This window comes from Dyadobacter psychrotolerans (assembly GCF_004349265.1).
Lineage (GTDB): Bacteria > Bacteroidota > Bacteroidia > Cytophagales > Spirosomataceae > Dyadobacter > Dyadobacter psychrotolerans.
In genome coordinates this window covers 1-19,491 of sequence record NZ_SMFL01000003.1, presented here as the reverse complement: position 1 = coordinate 19,491, position 19,491 = coordinate 1, and the positions used below count along the sequence as shown (strand labels likewise).

23 protein-coding genes and 1 pseudogene are annotated in these 19,491 nt (G+C 41.9%); 10 read left to right on the top strand and 14 right to left on the bottom strand.

Going from position 1 to position 19,491, the window contains the following annotated elements; translation table 11 throughout:
* Positions 1-420: 420 nt before the first annotated feature.
* From E0F88_RS07795 to E0F88_RS07755, 10 genes are all read right to left on the bottom strand, one after another.
* Complete coding sequence (locus E0F88_RS07795) at positions 421-651, bottom strand: hypothetical protein (RefSeq protein WP_131957682.1); 231 nt, start codon at positions 649-651, stop codon at positions 421-423.
* The gene (locus E0F88_RS07790; RefSeq protein ID WP_131957681.1) at positions 629-1,060 is read right to left on the bottom strand and encodes a PPC domain-containing DNA-binding protein; all 432 of its coding nucleotides are present in this window, start codon (positions 1,058-1,060) and stop codon (positions 629-631) included. The genes E0F88_RS07795 and E0F88_RS07790 overlap by 23 nt, the downstream gene beginning before the upstream one ends.
* A 6-nt stretch (positions 1,061-1,066) precedes the next feature.
* Positions 1,067-1,201, bottom strand: coding sequence for a hypothetical protein (locus E0F88_RS34515; protein WP_262709870.1), 135 nt, complete (start codon positions 1,199-1,201; stop codon positions 1,067-1,069).
* A 24-nt stretch (positions 1,202-1,225) separates the two neighbouring features.
* Positions 1,226-1,567 carry a nuclear transport factor 2 family protein gene (locus E0F88_RS07785; protein WP_131957680.1) on the bottom strand — a complete coding sequence of 114 codons (342 nt, stop codon included), beginning with the start codon at positions 1,565-1,567 and terminating at the stop codon, positions 1,226-1,228.
* A gap of 95 nt (positions 1,568-1,662) precedes the next feature.
* Positions 1,663-2,343: an alpha/beta hydrolase gene (locus E0F88_RS07780; protein WP_131957679.1), complete on the bottom strand. Its 681-nt coding sequence runs from the start codon at positions 2,341-2,343 to the stop codon at positions 1,663-1,665.
* 83 nt (positions 2,344-2,426) lie between these two features.
* Positions 2,427-3,260 (bottom strand): 4,5-DOPA-extradiol-dioxygenase, encoded by an 834-nt coding sequence (gene ygiD, locus E0F88_RS07775; RefSeq protein ID WP_131958405.1) that lies wholly within the window; start codon positions 3,258-3,260, stop codon positions 2,427-2,429.
* A 62-nt stretch (positions 3,261-3,322) separates the two neighbouring features.
* Positions 3,323-3,907: an ester cyclase gene (locus tag E0F88_RS07770; RefSeq protein WP_131957678.1), complete on the bottom strand. Its 585-nt coding sequence runs from the start codon at positions 3,905-3,907 to the stop codon at positions 3,323-3,325.
* A 50-nt stretch (positions 3,908-3,957) separates the two neighbouring features.
* Positions 3,958-4,620: an NADPH-dependent F420 reductase gene (locus tag E0F88_RS07765; RefSeq protein ID WP_131957677.1), complete on the bottom strand. Its 663-nt coding sequence runs from the start codon at positions 4,618-4,620 to the stop codon at positions 3,958-3,960.
* A gap of 119 nt (positions 4,621-4,739) precedes the next feature.
* On the bottom strand, positions 4,740-5,321 hold the full coding sequence (locus E0F88_RS07760) for a Crp/Fnr family transcriptional regulator (protein WP_131957676.1): 582 nt from the start codon (positions 5,319-5,321) through the stop codon (positions 4,740-4,742).
* A 56-nt stretch (positions 5,322-5,377) separates the two neighbouring features.
* Complete coding sequence (locus E0F88_RS07755) at positions 5,378-5,818, bottom strand: hypothetical protein (RefSeq protein WP_131957675.1); 441 nt, start codon at positions 5,816-5,818, stop codon at positions 5,378-5,380.
* Between the two features lie 308 nt (positions 5,819-6,126).
* Here E0F88_RS07755 and E0F88_RS07750 point away from each other — a divergent pair, with 308 nt between their 5' ends.
* The 6 genes from E0F88_RS07750 to E0F88_RS34015 all read left to right on the top strand — a co-directional run bounded on the left by E0F88_RS07750 (position 6,127) and on the right by E0F88_RS34015 (position 13,102).
* Positions 6,127-8,622 (top strand): glycoside hydrolase family 95 protein, encoded by a 2,496-nt coding sequence (locus tag E0F88_RS07750; RefSeq protein WP_131957674.1) that lies wholly within the window; start codon positions 6,127-6,129, stop codon positions 8,620-8,622.
* 285 nt (positions 8,623-8,907) lie between these two features.
* Positions 8,908-9,942, top strand: a complete 1,035-nt coding sequence (locus E0F88_RS07745; protein ID WP_131957673.1) for a sensor histidine kinase — start codon at positions 8,908-8,910, stop codon at positions 9,940-9,942.
* Positions 9,939-10,697, top strand: coding sequence for a LytR/AlgR family response regulator transcription factor (locus E0F88_RS07740; RefSeq protein ID WP_131957672.1), 759 nt, complete (start codon positions 9,939-9,941; stop codon positions 10,695-10,697). Before E0F88_RS07745 ends, E0F88_RS07740 begins: the two co-directional genes overlap by 4 nt.
* A 415-nt stretch (positions 10,698-11,112) precedes the next feature.
* A complete protein-coding gene (locus E0F88_RS07735) occupies positions 11,113-12,162 on the top strand; it encodes a hypothetical protein (protein WP_131957671.1) in 1,050 nt (349 codons plus the stop codon).
* Positions 12,163-12,203: 41 nt separating this feature from the next.
* On the top strand, positions 12,204-12,527 hold the full coding sequence (locus E0F88_RS34020) for a hypothetical protein (protein ID WP_220466257.1): 324 nt from the start codon (positions 12,204-12,206) through the stop codon (positions 12,525-12,527).
* Positions 12,528-12,763: 236 nt separating this feature from the next.
* The gene (locus E0F88_RS34015) at positions 12,764-13,102 is read left to right on the top strand and encodes a helix-turn-helix domain-containing protein (protein WP_220466256.1); all 339 of its coding nucleotides are present in this window, start codon (positions 12,764-12,766) and stop codon (positions 13,100-13,102) included.
* A 911-nt stretch (positions 13,103-14,013) separates the two neighbouring features.
* Here E0F88_RS34015 and E0F88_RS33635 read toward each other — a convergent pair.
* Positions 14,014-14,211: a hypothetical protein gene (locus E0F88_RS33635; RefSeq protein ID WP_165940017.1), complete on the bottom strand. Its 198-nt coding sequence runs from the start codon at positions 14,209-14,211 to the stop codon at positions 14,014-14,016.
* Between the two features lie 691 nt (positions 14,212-14,902).
* Here E0F88_RS33635 and E0F88_RS07720 point away from each other — a divergent pair.
* From E0F88_RS07720 to E0F88_RS07705, 4 genes and pseudogenes are all read left to right on the top strand, one after another.
* Positions 14,903-15,034, top strand: a pseudogene (locus E0F88_RS07720) (winged helix-turn-helix transcriptional regulator); the annotation flags it as partial.
* A 211-nt stretch (positions 15,035-15,245) separates the two neighbouring features.
* Positions 15,246-15,854, top strand: a complete 609-nt coding sequence (locus tag E0F88_RS07715) for a Crp/Fnr family transcriptional regulator (RefSeq protein WP_165940016.1) — start codon at positions 15,246-15,248, stop codon at positions 15,852-15,854.
* A 50-nt stretch (positions 15,855-15,904) separates the two neighbouring features.
* Positions 15,905-16,219 (top strand): hypothetical protein, encoded by a 315-nt coding sequence (locus tag E0F88_RS07710; protein WP_131957669.1) that lies wholly within the window; start codon positions 15,905-15,907, stop codon positions 16,217-16,219.
* 803 nt (positions 16,220-17,022) lie between these two features.
* Positions 17,023-17,439 (top strand): DUF1761 domain-containing protein, encoded by a 417-nt coding sequence (locus E0F88_RS07705; RefSeq protein WP_131957668.1) that lies wholly within the window; start codon positions 17,023-17,025, stop codon positions 17,437-17,439.
* A 15-nt stretch (positions 17,440-17,454) separates the two neighbouring features.
* Here E0F88_RS07705 and E0F88_RS07700 read toward each other — a convergent pair whose 3' ends face one another.
* The 3 genes from E0F88_RS07700 to E0F88_RS33630 form a co-directional block, all read right to left on the bottom strand.
* Entirely contained in the window at positions 17,455-18,429 is a 975-nt protein-coding gene (locus tag E0F88_RS07700) for a helix-turn-helix transcriptional regulator (RefSeq protein ID WP_131957667.1), read from the bottom strand.
* 37 nt (positions 18,430-18,466) lie between these two features.
* Positions 18,467-18,781: a YdeI/OmpD-associated family protein gene (locus E0F88_RS07695; RefSeq protein WP_220466255.1), complete on the bottom strand. Its 315-nt coding sequence runs from the start codon at positions 18,779-18,781 to the stop codon at positions 18,467-18,469.
* Positions 18,782-18,788: 7 nt separating this feature from the next.
* Positions 18,789-19,491, bottom strand: a 703-nt coding sequence (locus tag E0F88_RS33630; RefSeq protein ID WP_374756311.1) for a UPF0236 family transposase-like protein, incomplete at its 5' end; no start/stop codon positions are given.

Below are 19,491 nucleotides of genomic sequence, written 5' to 3'. Positions count from 1 at the left end.
CGGCGATTTACACACGTTCAATACAAAATACGCAATGCGTGTCCTATTGTTGAAAAGGAGCCTATTAAAGAATTTACTTATAAAGATTACCTGGCAGTATCACGAAACGTCGGATTTTAGAGGGATGCAACGAATTTAAAGCGAATGCCTGAACTCCATGTATATCATTCTTAACAAGTTATCTCGAAAATTAATGTCTCAATTTATTATTTTGACGAGGCCGCTTGGCGGTTGAATTTTCGAGATACTTAAACGATATTCCCTTACGCCAGGATTTCTTCGTAGAACAACCCTATGATTTTAATGAAGGGATCATGTCAAAAGTCGTAGTTTTTTAACTACGACTTTTGACATGGATTTTTTATATAAAAAAGCCTGCTTCCACAAATTAAGAAAAGCCTGCTTCAAACAAATAAAATATTAAGCATTGTACTCACCAATCCTTAATACACTTTTGATCGTTCTTCCTTTTTCCGAGTCTTCAACCGCCTGGTTGATTTCCTCAAAAGGATACGTTTTGATCAGTTTATCAAAGGGAAACTGTCCGTTCTGATACATTTTGATCAGCTTGGGAATAAATTCCTGCGGTACACAGCTGCTGTAATTTCCATGTAATTCGTTTTTAAAGCTATTTTTTGAGATCCGGATCAATCAACCCTGCATTAAATTCTTCATCTAATTTCTTGTACAGAGGAGTTGGTTCGACCGTAACAAAGACCTCCAGGGTTGGGCCGACGATGAGTTGCAGCAAGTGCCCGCCTTTCACAGAACCATCACGCAAAGAGGTAGTCATGTGGGTATGAGCAACCGGTTTGTTCTTATACCAGACAAGGTCACCTGTAAAGGATGTTACCTCAGATGAATCGACATCAATCACCAAAAATTCTTTGCGTTTATAATCAAACCAGCCTAATTCTATATGCAGTGCATCGCCAATAGCCTGATAATGGCCGCTCTTGACATTGTATTTTTGTGCAAATTCAGTCATGCCTGAAACGGCCTCGTCTCCCTTGGCAAAAATGATTACATAATTTTTAACTTCCCCAACTGTACTAAGCAATTTCACCTACATTCCAGGCGCTTTGCCCGGTTCGCCATAAGCTGTTGCAGAACGGTATTCCTGTGCCTGAACAGTGAAACTTAAACCCGCTACCATCAAAATGGCAGACGAAAATTTGATAAACTTTGAAGTTATTTTCATGTTTGAAGTGATTTAAATTTGGTTTTACCTGGCAATCCTGTAATCGGCAACGGTGTGATAAACAATCTTTTCATCTTGTATGAAAAAAGTATCGGTACCTATCGGGAAGGTAAAAGTGGCCGATTCGCTGGTCCAGGCTACGTATGCTACCGGGCCGGTTACACTTAGCTGTTTCATTTCAAAAGCTGATCCGGTTGGTATCACTGCAAAATAGTCTTCAAAAAATCCCTTAATTGCTTCCAGCCCTTTCAAGGGGCCATTTGGTGTCAACAATTCTGATTCTTCGGTATAATCTTTCAGTATTTCTACCAGATCGTTATTGCCAAAAGCTGTTAGGTGGTGCATCAGCACGTCATTCGTTGTCATTTTTCAAAAGTGTTTAACCAATTTAATGATGCAAAATTGCTGTAAATGTTTCGGTTAAGCCCATAACATAGTTTAACTAATAAGCTTAAACTATATTAAGGTTGCGCGCTGTCTTGCCTGGTCATCCAGTCCCGAAGATCTTTCAGGACACTTTCACTGATCTGATGCGCGTTTTCATATTCTGTATAAGTAAGGTTCACACCCAATTCTTTCAGATAGGTTTTTGCTTCCCTTGCGTATGCAATGCCCAGTGTCCGGTCCTGTGTTCCGTGGGCAACAAACACGCTTAATTTGCTGAGATCATCACTTTTTTTGACCAAAGGCTGTATTTCTGGTAGCAGCCTGCCGCTCAGTGCAACAATACCGCGTAACGATTTTGGCTGGGTCAGACCGATGCTGTAACTCATGATCGCGCCCTGGCTAAAACCGCCCAGGTAAACATCATCCAGCAAGTATTGCTGCTTGATTTGCCCGATGAAAGTGGAAATAATCTCACGGCTAACTTCTTCCTGCTTTGCGTCATAAACCGGTTTTCCTGTTGAAAAATCAACGTTATACCAGGCATACCGTTCGGCTCCCAAAGTAAAAGGACCGCGTGCCGATATTATGTAAAAGTCGTCTGGTAAATGTTCTGCCAGACCAAACAAGTCCTTTTCATTACTGCCAACGCCGTGTAGCAAAATAATTCCTTTGCGCTTATCTGTTTTTACTTTTGGCTCACGGATTAGGTATTTTAATGCCAGATTTTTGGTTTCAACCGTTGTTTCTTGTTTCATGATTGTACTGCTTTTTTGCTTTGAATATAGTCCTGCACTGCCGAAGGCGAGCAGCAGGACTATGATGTATTTCCAACTGGTTTTCATCCGATTTTCACAGAAGTCATCGTAAGCGAACCGCCGACGGCCTGATCGTTAAAGAATGAAACCTTTTCGTTACCTGATTTTAAACCCAATGTGTACATCAAAGGAAGATAATGTTCCGGCGTTGGTATCGCCAGCATCGCCTCACGACCCATTTGTGCGTAGTTGATCAGTGGCTTATGATCATTTTCTGTAATCAGCGACTTGAATTTTTCATTGATATCAAGCGCCCAGTCATACCCGTAGCCGGTCTGATTGATTTTGTCCCAGGCAACCATTCTAAGATTGTGTACCATATTTCCGCTACCAATAATAAGTACACCTTTTTTGCGTAAGGCCAAAAGCTCTCTGGCCAGATCGTAATGGTATTGGGGACCTTTGGTATAATCAATGCTCAACTGCAGTACCGGAATTTTAGCCTCAGGATACATATGTCTTACCACCGTCCAGGTTCCGTGGTCCAGTCCCCAGTCGTGATTGAGCTCCACTTTGGCTGAATGAATCAAAGAGGCAGTCTCTTTGGCCAGAACCGGATTCCCCGGAGCCGGATACTGTACGGCAAAAAGCGCTGGTGGAAATCCTCCGAAATCGTGAATGGTTTCGGGGAAATCCATTGCGGTAATCTTTGTGCCTTGGGTAAACCAGTGCGCAGACACGACCAGAACCGCCGAAGGCGTAGGAATTTCTTTGGCCATTTGTGTCCATCTGCGGCTGAATGCAGTGTCTTCAATCCCGTTCATAGGCGAACCATGGCCAATAAACAAAACCGGCATCAGCTGTTGCTGTTCTGGAAGATTGCCAGTGAAATTTTTAAACTCTGTTAAAGTACTCATCCCGATTGCGCCTGATAAGGCTGTTTTTAAGAATTGTTTCCTTTGCATGCAGGCCGTTGCAATTAAATACCAATCTGTTTTGCGAAGGTTGCATTGTCCCAGAAAAGGTGCTCTTCGATCATCACCCCATTTTTCCACAGACCAACGGTTGCCATTGGAAATTTAAAGGCTTTGCCCGTTGGCTGAATAAATTTTCCGTTACCGGTCGGCATTGGTTTGGTAAAGGTGCCTTCGAACACGCCTGTGACAATGGTGTAATCGCCGGATCCGAATTTTATCGGGTGTTCTTTAATCCTTGTATCTGGTGCATATACAAAAAGGTCTTTCATATCTTTAATGTGAATATCAAGTCCTTCCGTCACATGACCATCAGGCCAGTAAACTTTGATATCCTGTGCATGGCTTTCCTTAAACTGATCCCATTTCTGGTTACTGAATACGTCAAAATCCAGTGCGTCAAATGTTTTCAGACGGGAGGCGGTACTGTCGTTCGAGGCCGCCAGATTTAACGCAACGGTTTTAATACTGTCAATATTGACGCCAGACGTTTCAGATGTTGAAGACGGTGACTGACAGCTTACTATTGTACCAAAAAGTGCTGCTACTGAAAGTGTTAATACGGTATTTTTTACAGATGTAAATTTCATGATTGGTTTTGTATTAAAAGATTATCGTTAAAAATTTTTTAATTTGGAGATTACTGGTGCAGGATTTTCCAGCCGGCAAGCCAGTTGTAATTGTTTTTTATATTAAGCTGGATCAGCAGCAGTGACATGCTTTCCAGCGTGCGGCTCACCTTCAATGCACCGGCAATGATGGGGTTAAAACCAGCGGTTACTACTAGCTCGCTCACCGTTTGCAAGGCACCCTGATCATCACCTGCAATGAATGCATCCGCTTGTTTGTCAGCAATAACGGGCTGTGCAAAGTCGGCAGCAAAGACCGTATTGAATGCTTTGATAACCTTTGAATTGGGAAGCAATTTTTGAAGCTCTTCGGCCGCACTGGAATCGGGAGCTGTAACCAGTCCGTCGTAAGTATCGTTTAGCGGATTGGCAATACTGATAACAATTTTTTGATTGGCAACCTCCTTAATTTTCTGTGCAATTTGCTGCTGAACAGGGTAGGCGACAGCAAGAATAATGATGTCAGCCTCCCAGGAAGCCTCAGTAGGACAGGCCGTTACTTCAATGTCAGCAGAAGGATTTGCTTCCAGTATTTCAGCCTCGAGCGTTTGTAGCTTACTAAGCTGATTTGCAAAAAGAAGAAGGCGGAAGTTTCCATTTGAAAGTTTTTTAGATATGCCGGAACCCATGTTACCGGTAGCCCCGATGATAGCGATGGTCTGTTTTGTGTTCATTTTCTTGTCGATTTTGATACACAAAAGTACCAGCATGGAGCCCCGTGAGCCAATGCGTTTGGACAAGAAATTCTATTGATTTTGGTCAAGATCAGGCATTGACCAGAATCAATGATTTGTTATTTCGAAGTGTTTATTCTGCTTCTGATCCGGCTGAGGGTCTCTGGTGACAAGCCCATATAAGAAGCGATCATGTGCTGGGGAACACGCTGGGCGATGTTTGGATAGGATTCCATGAAAGCTTTATAACGGTCGTCCAAAGACAGGCTAATCATGCTTAGAGTTCTCTTTTGAAGCGCCAAATAGGCATCTGTAATCAACAAACGGAAATACGTTTCATATTTTGGCATTGTTCTCAGCAGTTCGTCATGTGCTGATTTGCTGATCAATACCAGTTCACAATCTTCCAGCGCGTCAATGTTTTGCGTTGAGGGCAGTTCACTGTGAAAACTGGACAGATCACCGATGGTCCATCCTTCCAGGGCAAAGGCAGTGATATGCTCCTGGCCAGCAGGATCCACCAGATAGCTCCGCATGGATCCTTTCTCTAAAAGGGCAATACTTTTGCAGATGTCGCCTTCCTGGAGTAAATACTGCCGTTTTCTTAATTTCTTCGGTGTAAGGTATTGCCTGATGAAATTTTCTTCCTGCTCTGTCAGGGAAATTTTTTCATTGAATTTTTGGAAAAAGACATCGTACATAGGCGACTTATTGCTTCGTTGGATACGAATATAAAGAGGTTTGCTTCACACAGAATTTATTTGATTGAATTTTTTATAAAAGTTAATTCATCAGATTCAATGGGTTGAAACTGGAATAAAGAATCATTGAAGGATATACTACCACCCTGATAAACATGAAACCCCATGTAAGTCCCGACTATACCGGTACCAAGCTTTAATTTTTCACTTGCCCTTAAAAAAGCAATAGGAGCCACAGTTCTCGAGTTGCCCCTTGATAGAAAGCTATAAGTTCCTATTAATGTATCACCCTTAACATTGCCTTTAATGGTACCATCATCTTTTGTTTTGTCGGAGTATTTGATCTGGTAATCTCCGTAAAAGCCTTCCTCTGATGATACTAACTTTAATAATGCAGTATCCCGTTTATCCTGAGAAATGGCTTTGTAATACTTCGTATCATATTTTGGCCCGCAACTAATAAATACTGAAAAAAGCAAAAAACAGATAATTTTCATTACATCAAATATTTCAATTGCACTATACGGTTTTATCGTTAAACTAATATAGTAAATCAGGTTGGCTATATCTGGATTTTTAAGCTGAATAATTTGGCAAGGGGTCTTACGAAAACTGTCTGAGGCTCCTGTAAATGGTAAAACGGTTATCCATTACAAAGGGCAGATTCTTTTCAGCAAGATAAGTATAAAACTTATTTTGTTCCTTATTCCTGAAATTTACAAGATAATTTCCAAAGGCATTTTACTTTACTTGTAACCTAGTAAAAACGTCTTCTGATTTTTAGTATTTATTTAGCAAACGAATAATGATTTTAAGCAAGTTCCCTTTTCAAACGAAGACTGTTTGCAAGTCTTTTTTATTGTTATTAGTGGTAGTTAACAGCGCCCTTGCAAAGGAAGTGCCGGATGGTTTTTACAAACTTTGGTATAATAAACCTGCTTCCAACTGGAATCAGGCGCTTCCTATTGGTAATGGCCGCCTTGGCGCAATGGTTTTTGGCGGATTAGAGCGCGAGCAGATTCAGCTAAATGAAGAAACGATCTGGGCAGGAGGCCCGGGGAACAATGCGCACCAGGATTTGTTTCCGACCATGGAGCGGCTGAGGGAAATGATTTTTAAAGGAGACTACAAGCAAGCTCAGGATCTGGCCAATGAAGCCATGCCGCGTCGGGCAGCAGAGAACAATAATTATGGAATGCCCTACCAGCTTGCCGGTGATCTCATGATGGATTTTCCCGGACATCAAATGGCAACCGATTACCGCCGCGATCTGGATATACAGCAGGCAATTAGCTCCGTGAGTTATGCTTATAATGGAGTTCGTTACAAACGTGAGTATTTTGCTTCATATCCGGATCAGGTAATTATCATGCGGGTTACCGCCGACAAACCCGGGAGCATCAGTTGTAAGCTGGCGTTGAGCACAATACAATTGGTGAACAAAAGCGAAGTTCGCAATCAACGCATCTATCTAACCGGCCGCTCGGGCGATGTAACCAACAAAAAAGGGCAGGTTGAGTTTGTAATGGCCGTTCAACCGGTTATTAAAGGTGGTTCTTTGTCAACCGAAGGAAATAGCCTGGTCGTTAAAAATGCTTCCGAATTAACAGTATTTATTTCTATTGGTACCAACTTTGTTAATTACAAAGATCTGAGCTCCAATGCGCTCAAACGGGCAGAACAATATTTGACAGCTGGTGCAAAGCAAAGTATTACACAGCTTCGCGCACGTCACACAAAGGATTATCAAAGTTATTTCAACCGTGTTTTTCTGAATCTGGGACAAACCGAAGCCATGAAAAAACCAACGGATCAACGCGTTGCCGATTTCCATCAGGGTAACGATCCGCAACTGGCATCTCTTTATTTCCAGTTTGGGCGTTATCTTCTGATCAGTTCATCACGGCAGGGTGGGCAACCTGCCAACCTTCAGGGGATTTGGAATGATAAATTGTCTCCACCATGGAGCAGCAAGTATACGGTCAATATCAATACGGAAATGAATTACTGGCCCGCAGAAGTTACAAACCTCAGTGAGATGCATCAGCCATTGTTCAGCATGCTAAAGGATCTTTCCGAAACAGGAAAAGAAAGCGCCAGGAATTATTACCATGCACGTGGATGGAACATGCATCATAACACGGACATCTGGCGAATAACCGGTAATGTGGACGGTGGCTTTTACGGACTCTGGCCAATGGGCGGTGCCTGGCTCACGCAACACTTATGGCAGCATTACCTTTACAACGGAAATGAAGCTTTTTTGAAGGAATATTATCCTGTTTTGAAAGGGGTTGCGACATTTTATGTTGATGTATTACAGGAAGAACCCAAACACAAGTGGATGGTGGTGGCGCCATCTATGTCTCCCGAAAATACGCATCCGGGTGGTGCCGGAATTTCGGCTGGTACCACAATGGACAATCAGCTGGTGTTCGATGTCTTTACAAATTACGTGGAAGTTTCCGAAATTCTGGGTCTGGATGCTGCATTCAGGGACTCGGTTTCGAATATGAAACAAAGACTGGCGCCTATGCAAGTCGGTAAACTAGGACAGTTGCAGGAATGGATGGAAGATTGGGACCGCGCTGATGATAAGCACCGCCACATATCTCACTTGTATGGACTGTATCCTTCCGCACAAATATCACCGATCCGGCACCCGCATCTATTTCAGGCGGCGCAAAAATCGCTGGTTTATCGCGGCGACAAATCGACAGGATGGTCCATGGGTTGGAAGGTGAATTGGTGGGCACGTTTGCTCAATGGCAATCAGGCGTATAAATTGATTGCAGATCAGCTGAGCCCGGCGGGAGAGGAGCAGCAAGGACAAAGTGGCGGTACTTATCCGAATTTACTCGACGCGCATCCGCCGTTTCAGATTGATGGTAATTTCGGTTGTACGGCTGGGATTGCTGAAATGTTGCTCCAGTCACACGATGGTGCCTTACATCTTTTGCCGGCTTTACCAGATGGCTGGAAAGATGGTGAAGTGAAAGGTCTTAAGGCTCGTGGTGGATTTGTGGTGGACATGACCTGGAAAAATCAGCACATCACCAAATTAACTATTCACTCGAATCTGGGAGGCAACTGCCGGATAAGACTGGCAGAATCGCGTTTTTCTTCTTCGACTGCTTTGCAAAAGGCGACTGGTGTCAATCCTAATACGTTCTATAAAATCCATGAAATTTTGCAGCCGATTATTAACGAATCCGTCGGTAATGCTACCATATCAATTCCAGGTTTTAACGAATATGATTTATCAATCAAAAAAGGTCAAACATTTACTGTTAATCTTTAGAGCTGCATCTAAGCTGTTATGCATTAGCCTTGCCAAGACGTCGGCTGATGTGTCTTAGGCTTGAAACCAGATATTTTAATCCTCACTTTAACCTCTTTAAGTATTGTTTTGCCCGGTTCGCAGCTGTGTCGTTGCCGGATTCGGTTCACTTTGACCAAATTTGAGAAATTATGACCATCAGGCCAATAACTTGATATATGTTCAAAACAAATGACAAATCATTGTTAACGATAAAATGTACTTTTGGGAAAATATGAATCAGCCTCAAATAAGTTAAATTCAGTGATGGCAAATCAATTACCTGTAAAGAGCCTGGTCAGATTAAACTGGGTACTCTCATTGATGTCATCCATCGTCATATTTATTTTCCTGCTTTCCATTATCGGAGATTTGAGTGCAGCTGTAAATCGGTTTTTTGAGACTTTACTGTTTTTTTCTGCAACCAGTTTTACTAATCTGCTATTATTAAAAGTTTTTCAACATAATAAAAAATCGATTGGCAGACTTCTCCCAACAATTTTTTATGTACTGAGTTTTACTGCCTCAATTATCATCGGAATTCTGACACGGTTACTGTTTACAATAATTTCCACAGCATCCTGGGAGTCAAAAGGATTTGATGAAATATGGGATTATGGCCCATCTGTTGTGGCTGTTATAGCTTTAAATTCATTGATATTAGTCGTCCAAAGATTAGTCATTATACAGCACGAAAGGGTGCAGGGCGAAATTGAAAACCTTCAACTGAAAGCAAGTGCCAGTGAAACGAAAAACCTATTGTTAATTCAGCAGGTTCATCCTCATTTTTTGTTTAATTCGCTTACTACGATTAAATCACTTTATAAAGTCGATGCAAAGCAAGGTGAAAGTTATCTGATCCACCTGGCCAATTTTCTCCGGGTAGCCATATCAAGCAACAATACTACGACCGCCTTGATAAAAGATGAGCTGAAATTTTGCCTGGATTACCTGAAAATGCAGGAGGTCAGGTTTGGCCAGGCACTTAGCTTTTCCATAGCCATTGACCAGGAAACGGCGGAAACACGATTTTTGCCTTACTTTGCCTTACAGCCACTGGTTGAGAATGTGCTAAAACACAATGATTTAACTGAAAATCGGCCGATTCATATTCAAATTGAACAGCAGGGTGATTACCTGAGTATTTCAAATAACATGCAGCCGCGCAGGTATAAGGAGCCATCAACCGGATATGGACTTTCAAATCTTTCCGAACGTTACCTGTTTATGGGAAGCGAAGATATACGCATCACCTCCGACAACCAGTATTTTACCGTTACAATAAGAATTCTGGATAAATGAGAATAGTCATTATAGAAGATGAGAATGCACTCGCATTTGACCTGTCACAAACCCTGATGCAATTGGATCCTACAATCGAAATTGTAGCGATTCTTAAATCAGTTGAAGAAGGAAAAAAGTGGTTCTCAACCAATACCGCGCCTGATCTGATATTCAGTGATATTCAATTGGGAGATGGCCTTAGCTTCGAAATCCTTGGCAGTGAATTTGTGCCGGTCATTTTTTGTACCGCTTATGACGAATATGCACTCAATGCATTTCACGCAAACGGAATTGATTACATCCTCAAACCCTTTTCCTCTGAGTCGGTTGATGCTTCATTACAGAAATTCAGAAAATTAACCAGGACCAATGTTGAAGCCCAGACGGACCAATATGAATCTATAAAAAGGCTATTGTCGGGAATAAAATCTCCAAAGCCTTCATCGTTATTGATACAGTACCGTGATATAATTAAACCTTTAAAAATCGACGATATCGCTTTTTTTCGCCTGGATAATGGTAATGTCCACTTAATTACATTCAGGCAGGAGAAACATTATCCGGGAAAAAGTCTTGAAGAGCTTGAAGAAATTGTAGGAGATGATTTTTTCAGGGTCAACAGGCAAATGCTTATCAACCGGAAAGCAATCGTTAACGCTTCAAGTATATTTTCCAGGAAATTGTCGTTGAATATTTCCGTACCCGTTGACGAAGTAATAACGATTAGTAAGGAAAAAGCCCCTGCCTTCCTTAAATGGTTATCAGGAACCTGAGAGTCATCAATTAACCTACAACTTTTGGACAATTCAGCATGATAAGAATTGTTAGATAGTCATCACGGCCCCGGATTTTACCAACCAAATTGTGGCACGAAATGGTCTGCTAGTTTATTTCCACGCGGATTTCTGCCTTTTCTTATTCCCCAATGTCGGCTTATTGCTCTTTTTGCCCGCTTCACATTAAAACGATTACTGTACTGATATTTAAATGGCAAATTTTGGGTCAGGGAAGGATTTATTAAGCTTTCCGAATATTAGCCATGTATCAGTATGCCTTCAATAGGGCACTTCCATTTTAAGCCAGTTGGTTAGCTATTGCTGCGCCACTGGCGAAAAATGGAGCTGTATCTAATTTGAGCATTAAATCAAGCAATTAACTCCCATTATTATTAATCAATAACAAAATACGATGCGTAACATTAAAATTTTGATTCTTTTATTAGTTGTTTCAGGATATGTACAAGCTCAGTCGCAAATGGACCCGGTGAGACAAAAAATGATGGCTGAAATGAAGCGGAAAATGATCGATTCCATCCGTTCGGCCCGTATTGACGAGGCCGCTTTGATATATCCCCGAATTCGTCAGCTGACTATAACCCACCAAAGCAGTGCCGAGGGAAATATCCGGTCTAAACTTTATGGCAGTGAATTTTTTAGTGGTCGCATGCGGATGTCCAGAACAACAGTAAACATGAATATTCCGATCCTGACCCAAAACAAAAACACCTTAGTTGCAAGCGTAGGGTTTGTTCATCAGTTTTTTGACCTGAACCAAATCACAACACAAAACCCCGAATATTCGGTTACAGAAGAAACCCGTTACGTTCCGATGATCAACCTGGCTGCAAGTTTCAACAGACGAGATACATTATTTAATATTCCTGTTTCGCTGACGGCCTCTGTTGGGGGAATTTTCAATCCTGATTTTGCCAGCAAACAGTTACGCTTCCTTGGTGTTCTTACAATACCGGTCATTCGAAAGGAAAATACGAATATGACTGTGGGGGTGGTGCTTAACATCGATCCATCTTCACTAACCCCGTTTATTCCCCTGATCAGCTATTCACATAAATTTAAAGAACTGGACGTTTATCTGCTCGCTGACCTGCCGTACAGGGCCGCTCTTCGGAAAACGATCGGTAAAAGAAATTCTATAAGTATTTTCAGTGAAATGGCAGGTAATAATTCATTCTTTGGATTCGACGGTCCGAACCTGACGCTGCCACACCGTATGACTTTTGCCACAACGGAATTAAAATCAGGGCTGATGTTTGAGCACAGGCTTACTAAGAAAGCGGTTATAAGCTTTTCAGGAGGACTGAATTCAACGCTGCAATCCAGGATTTTTAAAGTTGGAGCAAAACAGAATGATTACCTGATCAGGAACAAAACGGGTGCCACACCATTTGTCCAGGTTGGTTTTTCGTTACTTCCATTTTGGGATCCTTTCAGGAGGTAAGCTTTTATATAAGTATTGTTTGAATTTATTATGATAAGGTGATGATAAAAGCAAAATCGCAGCAGGAAGTCTTTGGAGACAAACTGCCGAATGTCGGAAGCAAGTTCAATATCTATGAATGCGATGATTTCCAGGCACGGCCAGTACCATATAGTCGCAGGGACTTTTATAAAATAACACTCCAGTTCGGTACCAGCCGGTTGGAATATGCCGACAAAGGAATTCTGATCGATAAACCGGCCTTACTCTTTACAAATTCCAGAATACCATACTTTTGGGAGCCAATATCAGAAGAGCAAAAAGGATATTTTGTCCTGTTTACCGAAGAGTTCTACCAGGAAACCAACGCGGATGCTGCTCTGTAACACTCGCCCTTGTTCAGGCTTGGATCTGACCCGGTCTACTACATCGATCCGGATCAGATCATTTACATTAAACCGATCTTTCAAACCATGTACAAGGAGTTTAATTCCGATTATGTGCACAAATTTGATCTGCTGCGTAATCATTTGAATATGTTAATGCATGAGGCGCTCAAAATGCAGCCCCTGACACGAATTTTGAGCATCAGAATGCAGCAACGAGGATTGCCTCCCTGTTTATGGAGCTGCTCGACAGGCAATTTCCGGTCGATCCGCAAAGACCATTGACACTACGGACACCCAACCAATATGCGGACTTACTTTCGATTCACGTAAATCACCTGAACAGGGCTGTCAGGGATGCAACCGGTAAAACGACAACCGAACATCTGAATGACCGTATTATTGCGGAAGCCAGGGCGCTACTTTTAAACACGGATTGGAACGTTGCAGAAATCTCGTATAGTCTTGGCTATGAATATCCTACTTACTTTAACAATTTTTTCAAAAAGCGAACAGGTACTAATCCACTGGCAGTCAGAGATGAACACTCGACGGTGTCGACTATTCCGTCATAGAATAAATGGTGCTAATTGATGCTAAAAATCGTATTGTGAATTACAAATCTCCGGGGAAACCATCTCCGGAGATTTTTTTGTAACTGCATCATCACAATGCAACTACATTACCCCAATTAACCTATTTGTATGGTTTCCATTCCATGACTGTTTTTAAATCGTTTGCTTGAAGTTAAGTCAAACTGTTTGAATGTATTAACCTTCTGTTTGAATACATTTAACTCTTCTGCTAATCATCAGATTAATTTTGTGTCATCATTCAACAATCCTCTACAAAAGGAGTCCCATCCATCTTTCAAACAGGCCATTATCATGAAAATAAATCTAATTCTGTCCGCTATCATCATTTTAATGATAGCAGCTTGTTGCACTAGGCTGGCAGATCATGAGGAGCATGTACAACCCGATATGCCTGGTATATTGACACAGATCAGCACAATGCGTCTATCTGAATAAACTAATTCTACTTTTCGGCTGATTAGAACTCCTGCTAATACCAAATACTATAAAGCTTTACTAAACATGATAGAAAGCAAAGAACACGAAAAACGGCAGGTTGCCAACCTGGCCGCTGAATTGATCACAAACGGCGATGCCTTCAAAGGTGTTTATTTGTTACAAAAATAAACGTTCATATAAATAATAAGGCTAATTTAGTAAAAGCATTAAAGCTACATCACCTATTATTGTAAGATAATTACAAAAAAAAGGTTTTCATCTAATTGCCTGGTAAAGCCCAGGAATATCGCCTATCTACGTGTCTCAACAGTGGACCAGGACCTTGAAAAGAATAAATCCGACATCCTGCACCTGGCTAATGAGAAAAATTTGGGAAAGAAGAGTCTGTGCAGGAAACCGGTTCCGGAAAAGTTTCCTGGTGCAATGGTAAAATCGGTCCAATCCTGGACGAGCTAAAAAAGGAGATGTGATTTTGCTGAGTGAGTTTCCGGACTGGCCAGGTCCATGCTTGAAGTGATGGAGATCATATCGATAGCCATGCAGAAAGGTATCCGGATCCATACTGTGAAAGAAGCATGGTAACTTGACGACTCAATCCAGAGTAAAGTGATGGCCATGGTTTTTGCGATGGCATCAGAAATTGATCGCATCAGCGAACCGAAGAGACCTGATCAGCAAGCGGACGAAAGAGTCACTTGCGGCCAAGAAATTATCCGGAATAAAGCTAGACCGGCCAACCGGTATAGTTAAAAGCAAACTTGATCAATTCAGACCTGAGATCGAAGCGTTGCTGCTGAGTGGTTCGAGTCAGAAGTATATTGCCGACCATTAACAAATTACGGAAGCCACTTTTATCTAATTGGATTAAAAAGCATAGAATCAAAAAATATCAAAAGGCAGCATAAGCAAACAAAATTTTTGTTTGTTCAACATCCTCCATCTTAATAGAATTGCATTTTTATACCGTACCTATGATTTAACGCATTACTATTAAGTTATTTTTGAAAATAACAAACTGGCTGGTTGCCTTTCTTATTTTTGCGCACCTATTCATTTGGTTCTGTTTCATCGGAAGCGGGCACCAGATCCCCGAGAGCACTGAAATATCATTTCGTCTTGTTTTGCTATTTCTCGTCCTGATGCTTGGGGTAATTTTGTTTTTCCGAAGGAGATTACGCTTTTAAGTAAGATATGGTTTGGTGTCAGAAGTCCAATAGATATTGCCAATTAACGTTCACAAGAGTTAGTGAGACACTGGGAGTATACAACTTTTCAAGTCCGCTGGGAAACGACAACTGAGAGAAAAAGCCACGAGTCTAAGCTCCCTGCTGGCCTGTTACAGTTGAATATGAGCTTACAGCCTTAGGTAAAAGTTTAAGTACTGTCATCGAAGCAATGGGGGATTGGGGAGTAAAATATCGTAACTCCATTTTAAAAAAGGTAAATCAAAATACGCTTGGAATAGACGTATAAACCTAACCAAATTATGCAGGTTGTGCTAAAACTCCGCTTTCGATGCGCATTGTCCTGAACCGAATTTAAAATTGGCTCTTAGCGGGTAAGGAAAGTAGGCCAACTCAACATTGTTACCGATGGACAGAATTTGTGACCTGTAAAGAACTACTATCTTTATGCCTTCTTTTGGAAAAGCTGACCGTTAATGCAGACAAAAACTCCCCAGATTATGGCAAACACAAGACTATTGGAATTCCTCAGTTTACTTGCGCCGCATGGCGGTTCCTGCATTATGCAGATCGCAACATTGTTTGAATTTGTGCCATTACGAAAGGGGGATGCATTGTTGACGGAAGGACAGGTTTGTAGTGCCTTCTATTTTGTCGAAATGGGAGCCCTGCGTACTTTCATTACTAAAGAAGGAGCCGAGATTAATCTCCACTTTCATCTGGAAGGGGAGCTGACTTCTGATTATAAGAATGGAAAAATCGGTAATCCTTCCCCATTTACGATAGAAGCCTGTGAAAAATGTGAAGTGTGGCTGATTGACCGAAAAAAATTGGAAGCGCTCTGCCACGCTCATCCGGACATCCTGACCTTCGCAAGAAGGCTATTGACTTATATGTTGCTCAACCATGATACCCAAGATTTTATTCTCAGAGTGTATAATGCGCGGGATAGGTATGCACACCTTGAAAGAACCAACCCGCGACTGTTGCACCGGGTCTCATTATCGAACCTTGCTTCCTACCTGGGTATGAACAGAAGGACGATTACCCGTATCCGGCAAGATAAATTGAGACATTTGCCTCATGTTGCTGACAGCTGGATATCTTAGCTTTACGGCTCACTTGTAGCTAAAAGAAGATTAATAACAACAAACATCGTATGCAAACAAAATGGTTTCATTATTTGCTCGCATTTTTTGCAGGCATCTTCCTTGTCAACACGCTTCCGCACTACATTCATGGCATTACCGGAAAAGCCTTTCCAACGCCATTCGCTGATCCTCCCGGTAAGGGGACGTCATCTCCGGCATATAATGTGCTATGGGCCATGATCAATTTCCTGATCGGTTTCGCTATTATTTACTTTGTCAAGCTCAGGAATAGGTCAAAGTTCTTATGGATTGCATTCTTCCTGGGTGCGGTAACAATGTCATTTTATTTGGCAAGTTATTTCGGGGCCTTGACTTTTGAATAGAAACTAAATCTTTGCTATATAAAGTCAACTATCGTTCTTTATCGGGACTAATCCCATATGCAGTTTTCGGTGTCGCTGTTGTAGCCCTTCACAATCAATATATTGTCATTGTTGACCGAATCTTATTAGGAGCGGCGACTGTCTCTGTAATGGCATCGGGAACCGGGCTGATTGCCGAATTATTTCGATGAAAAGATCGGCTGAAAATGATTGCCTGGCAAGGTATGGCAATTGAGTTTGGCGGAGTTGTGTTCCTTAGTATTGGAGGGCTTTTAGTGTAGATAAGCTGGTATATGCTTTTTTTTATCTATCTGATTGCCTTGGTTTGTGCTGTGCTTTCGAATGCGGATTTGTCGATTTCTAGACCCATATTAGGAAGTGGGATTAGTCCTACCAGCAAGCTAGATCCCAACTTGAATATGGCTTCGGACTTACTGCATGCGTTATTCTCACTTTAGCAACCGTTTTCGCGTACGCGGACAAATAACAAATGGGAAGAAGATCCATAGGCCATAATTAGTTGCCTTCATGGCAAAAAATGAAGGAACATATATAGCCCGAAAGGTGAAAGGCTTTTCTGGTTTATACTGGCGGATTTGGCTAAGAGCTATCTTATCGCACACACAACCTTACATGGAGTATTCTCGACAACCTATATGATCTGGTATATGCTGTTTCCAATGAAATGGATTTAATTTTTTTTTGCTGCCATTACCAGGTATGACATAAGGCTGTCACACACCACTGCGACCTTTACAGAGTCGAATGACAAAGCATCTTATTACACCTAAAATTTTAAATCGATGATTAATGTACTGAGCAGTATTAATTGGATAAGCGTCCTGGTAGCGTTCTTTGCTTATTTTATGTTGGGAGCGTTGTGGTTTCTCAAATTGTTTGGCGAAATCTATAAAGTGTCACTAGGAAAAGATGGGCAAGAACTTAATAATCAGGGTCCGCTTTTTATTGCCGGCCCCGGGCTCTGCGTATTAGTGATCATCATTGCAAGCGCTATCCTGTTTTATAATTTAAATATTACAACCTACGGTGAAGCTATCGAGTTTGCAATGCTTATCGGGATTGGATTTTTAGTTTCTAATACCACGAACATCGCGATTAATCCAAATATTCCGCGGCCGCTGCTTTACAGCGTCATTACCAGCAGCTACCACTTAGTGGGTATCACCATGACGAGCCTAATTTTATTTGCAATGCGTTAATTGGAGTATTAAACTCTATTCTATATAAAAAGAATCATATGTCTGTTTTGCTAGCCTGGATAAATGTCCTGATAGCGAAACAGGCTCTATAACTTTAACTGAACCGGCAAAAGGTAGTAACCAAATAGACAGGTAAGTGAGAGAGCCTACAAAAAACAAGATCTCTATGCTGCCGTCGGTCATGTTTTTTTCATAAGCCCAGCCATATTTGTGCTTGGTATCATGAAGATGCTGGACCTGGGCCGGCGATACCTTTGAAGGATCGAAATGTATCACCACTTTTTCCTGGTCCATTCGTTTAGCTTGGTCTGTCCAATATTGTTGCAAAGTTTCAGCACGTGCAGCGAACGATTCATTCGTTATGGTCAAGCTGCTGATACGGTCAAGCCTAAAATTTCGAAACGCTTGCCGCAGGCGACAATAGGCTACTACATGCCAATGATCGCTTAGATAAAGCCCGATCGGCTCAATCTCGCGCATAGTAGTTTCTCCGGATTCTCCCGCCTGATAACCCATGCGGACAACTCCGTAAGATGTCACAGCGGTAATCAGTTGCTGATACGTATTGGGCCGATCAGACGCGCTGGCCGGTTCCATTACCTGAATATAAGGAGCAATAGTTTCCAGATGGTCGCGGTCTGAATGCCGGAGTGCTGCCCGGAGCTTGTCCATGGCTGCACCGCTGAGCTTGGCAGTGGCCGCATCAGTAAGCCTGGAAGCAAGCTTTTCAGCTGTGAGTAATGCCATGGCTTCTTCTCTGGTGAACATGACAGGTGGAAGACGGTATCCTTCCACCATCGAATATCCCTTTCCTTCCTGAGTGACAACCGGTATCCCTGCGCTTTCAAGGGTTCTGATGTCCCTGTAAATCGTGCGCGTGCTCACTGAAAAGCGATCTGCCAGTTCTGTTGCAGAAATTGTCCGCTTTGTCTGGAGAAGTGTAAGCAAGGCCACCAGACGCGACAGGCGGGTAACTTCGGTATCTTTCATGGCTCAGGCTTTTTTGCCCATTTAAGGATACTTGGTTTCAATTTTTGATTTGCAGATTCAACAATTTCTCTGATCCGTTTTTGACGTGTTTCATTTGTTTTGCTAAAACCAGCCATTGTAATAAGTTCCGTTTATCAGACCCACTTAATTGATCAAAAAAGGTGTCGGAATTGGGAGTACTAGCCAAAGCCTGGGTCAGGTCAACAGGCAAAATAAGTTCTTCTACCTCGTCTAGTATGCTCCATGAATTATTCTGCTTGGCCACTTCGATAGCCTCAAATCCCGCTGGTGTCATTTGTTCTGCATCAATGAGTTGTTGAATCAATGTTTTATTAATTTTTGACGGGTGCATTTCAATTTTACGCAGCCTGTGTTAGCATGTTCGTGACGCAATCCCATCGATTGCTTTCTCTTATGACTCTAAGATTGAGCATGGCCTGCGCACCAACAGGTGTCCACCGCTGACCACTACGCTTCATTCGTGTTTGATTAACAGTTCTATGGGCTGCTTCCATTGGACCACTTCCAATCATAAGGCCTTGACTACGAAAAAGTTTATAATGCATCCTTTCGATATTGTTTTTGTAATATTCCACCAGGCTTATTCGTCTCTTTTTCGCATCGTGGGATAGGTTTCTGAGTTTCAATATATTACCGAGCACATTGTAAGCAGACCCTTCTAACAATTCAAATTTTTGATCTTTTACCCAGTTTTTGCGCCTGGTGGTGTCTGAAAAATTCAATTTAGCAAAATCTGTTAGATGTTCTACAGCGTGGTAATAGTCTAAAATATGTATGGCGTCGGGGAATCTGTTAGTCAAGTAGTTATGTATCCACTGGGCTCCATCTGTAATAAATACCAGTTTGTTTTCATGGTCGTTATAAGTCCCCAGACTTGCCTCAAACTTTGGGATAAAATCCAGATATGACCCTAAATGACCACTATATATAGATTCTTCAAGTTTGTAGCGTATCTCGTTTTCTTCCTTCGTACCATTTTCAATCCTACTTCCTTCTCTGAAAACACGACCCAATTTAACCTCCTGCCATCCCTGATCCATT

Excerpts from the sequence above, each read along its gene's own strand:
- E0F88_RS34515 (WP_262709870.1), bottom strand. The coding sequence starts at position 1,201 with ATGAAAATAACTTCAAAGTTTATCAAATTTTCGTCTGCCATTTTGATG.
- E0F88_RS07785 (WP_131957680.1), bottom strand. The coding sequence starts at position 1,567 with ATGACAACGAATGACGTGCTGATGCACCACCTAACAGCTTTTGGCAAT.
- E0F88_RS07780 (WP_131957679.1), bottom strand. The coding sequence starts at position 2,343 with ATGAAACAAGAAACAACGGTTGAAACCAAAAATCTGGCATTAAAATAC.
- ygiD (WP_131958405.1), bottom strand. The coding sequence starts at position 3,260 with ATGAGTACTTTAACAGAGTTTAAAAATTTCACTGGCAATCTTCCAGAA.
- E0F88_RS07770 (WP_131957678.1), bottom strand. The coding sequence starts at position 3,907 with ATGAAATTTACATCTGTAAAAAATACCGTATTAACACTTTCAGTAGCA.
- E0F88_RS07765 (WP_131957677.1), bottom strand. The coding sequence starts at position 4,620 with ATGAACACAAAACAGACCATCGCTATCATCGGGGCTACCGGTAACATG.
- E0F88_RS07760 (WP_131957676.1), bottom strand. The coding sequence starts at position 5,321 with ATGTACGATGTCTTTTTCCAAAAATTCAATGAAAAAATTTCCCTGACA.
- E0F88_RS07755 (WP_131957675.1), bottom strand. The coding sequence starts at position 5,818 with ATGAAAATTATCTGTTTTTTGCTTTTTTCAGTATTTATTAGTTGCGGG.
- E0F88_RS07750 (WP_131957674.1), top strand. The coding sequence starts at position 6,127 with ATGATTTTAAGCAAGTTCCCTTTTCAAACGAAGACTGTTTGCAAGTCT.
- E0F88_RS07745 (WP_131957673.1), top strand. The coding sequence starts at position 8,908 with ATGGCAAATCAATTACCTGTAAAGAGCCTGGTCAGATTAAACTGGGTA.
- E0F88_RS07740 (WP_131957672.1), top strand. The coding sequence starts at position 9,939 with ATGAGAATAGTCATTATAGAAGATGAGAATGCACTCGCATTTGACCTG.
- E0F88_RS07735 (WP_131957671.1), top strand. The coding sequence starts at position 11,113 with ATGCGTAACATTAAAATTTTGATTCTTTTATTAGTTGTTTCAGGATAT.
- E0F88_RS34020 (WP_220466257.1), top strand. The coding sequence starts at position 12,204 with ATGATAAAAGCAAAATCGCAGCAGGAAGTCTTTGGAGACAAACTGCCG.
- E0F88_RS34015 (WP_220466256.1), top strand. The coding sequence starts at position 12,764 with ATGGAGCTGCTCGACAGGCAATTTCCGGTCGATCCGCAAAGACCATTG.
- E0F88_RS33635 (WP_165940017.1), bottom strand. The coding sequence starts at position 14,211 with ATGCGATCAATTTCTGATGCCATCGCAAAAACCATGGCCATCACTTTA.
- E0F88_RS07715 (WP_165940016.1), top strand. The coding sequence starts at position 15,246 with ATGGCAAACACAAGACTATTGGAATTCCTCAGTTTACTTGCGCCGCAT.
- E0F88_RS07710 (WP_131957669.1), top strand. The coding sequence starts at position 15,905 with ATGCAAACAAAATGGTTTCATTATTTGCTCGCATTTTTTGCAGGCATC.
- E0F88_RS07705 (WP_131957668.1), top strand. The coding sequence starts at position 17,023 with ATGATTAATGTACTGAGCAGTATTAATTGGATAAGCGTCCTGGTAGCG.
- E0F88_RS07700 (WP_131957667.1), bottom strand. The coding sequence starts at position 18,429 with ATGAAAGATACCGAAGTTACCCGCCTGTCGCGTCTGGTGGCCTTGCTT.
- E0F88_RS07695 (WP_220466255.1), bottom strand. The coding sequence starts at position 18,781 with ATGCACCCGTCAAAAATTAATAAAACATTGATTCAACAACTCATTGAT.